This is a genomic window from Microcoleus sp. OTE_8_concoct_300, assembly GCF_031383065.1.
GTDB lineage: Bacteria > Cyanobacteriota > Cyanobacteriia > Cyanobacteriales > Microcoleaceae > Microcoleus.
The window spans coordinates 1-1,772 of record NZ_JANMZH010000291.1; the positions used below are offsets into that span (position 1 = coordinate 1).

1 protein-coding gene is annotated in these 1,772 nt (G+C 43.6%); it reads right to left on the minus strand.

The window, feature by feature from the left end:
• A partial coding sequence (locus ACUVJL_RS13630) for a protein kinase domain-containing protein (RefSeq protein ID WP_445246338.1) occupies nt 1-1,772 on the minus strand: 1,772 nt, incomplete at both ends.

Genomic DNA, 1,772 nt, shown 5'->3' on the forward strand with positions numbered 1-1,772 from the left:
AATAGCTAAAGAAGTAACAGATGCCAAATTCTGAGCGAGGGTTTTAATTTCCTCCCCCGTCTCTAAGTTCCAAACTTTGATGGTTGTATCCTCGCTACCGCTAACAAGAGTCTGCCCGTCTGGACTTATTACCAGAGAATAAACAGCGGCGGAATGTCCGGTCAAAGTACGAAGCAGCTCACCGTTGCTCAGGTTCCAGACTTTTATCTCTTTGTCTTGACTGCCACTAACCAGAGTTTGTCCATCGGGGCTAATTGCTACGCATAACACAGGAGCAGAATGACCAGCGAACTTGTAGTTACTCCAAACGATGACACTACAATCGTCGCTGCCACTGGCTATAATTTGTCCGTTGGGGTGGACTGCTAGGCAAGTAACGCCTTCAGTATGTTGAGCGTAGGTGCGTTTTATTTGAGCGGTTTCAATATCCAAAACCTTGACAGTTTTATCCATGCTACCACTAAATAAAACTGAATTTTTTTGGGGGTGAAAAGCAACGCAAGTTACAGGTAGTGAATGCCTTGCGAGAGTTTTTATTTCTTGTCCGGTTTTTAGATCCCACAATCTTATAGTTTTATCAACACTACCGCTCGCCAAAGTTTCGCCATCTGGGCTAATGGCTACAGAAGTTACGCTTCCTGAATGACCTATAAGTGTGTAAATTTCTTCTTCCTCATTGATGTTCCAAACTTTAACTATCCAATCGTCGTCGCCACTAACGAGGAACTGCCCGTCTGGACTAATAGCGACGCAGCGTACAGGTGCTGAGTGTCCAGATGATAAATCGCCGAACGTGCGGTCAAACGCAACTTTTTGCCAATTTATTGGATTTTCCAATGCAGGCTCTACATTTAAAAATGTCTCAACGTAGTGTTGAGATAACTGGCGAATATCAGACCAAAGTTTTTCATCCCTCTGCATTTTTTGCAGTTTCTTTTGCAATTGATACCTTTCTGGTGTAATGACTACAGGAGGATGCAAAATTTCCTCAACTTCTTTGAGCCGTTGCAAAATTGCCTGAGTATCCGCAAAGCGTTTTTGAAGAGGTTGCGCCATGAGTTGGTCGATAAAATCTGCAAACACGAGCGAAACATGGGGTGCTTCATCGCGCCAACTCTCTAAGTCGTCAGTGTAGAGGTCATGTTCATAGGGTTTGTTGAATTCATCAGGATGCTTTCCCGTTAGTAAATAAACAAAAGTACGACCCAAGGCAAAAAAATCGGATTGTGGGGAAGCTTGACCATTAAATTGCTCCAAAGGAGCGTAGCCAGGGGTATGAATAGTCGTGATTTGCTTGGCTGCGTGTTTGCTTTCGTAAGTGTGGGTGATTTCCCGTACCGTTCCAAAATCTATTAATACCAACATTCCGTTCTGAGTAAGCATGATGTTGGACGGCTTAATATCCCGGTGAAAGAACTGATTCTCGTGGATGTCGCTCAGGATATGAACTAACTCCTTTAACCAAAGGCGGGCTTTCTTTTCGCCGATCGGCTGATTGTTCCGCTGGAACATCCAATCTTGCAAATTTTTGCCTTCTATTTTCTGCATTACGAAGCAATGCACTTGTTCCTGAGTGTTACCTGGAGTAAAGGTAAAATACTCCTCACCTTTAGGAATTCCTAAAATATTGAGGCGGCATAGAACTTCGGCTTCTCGCTTGAATAGTTCTATAGCCTTGGGGGTGTTTTTAATCAAAACTTTTAGAACTTTTGAAAGTCGCCCGCGATCGCTGACTTCGTAAGTTTTGCCAAAGCCACCTTCTCCGAGTAGAT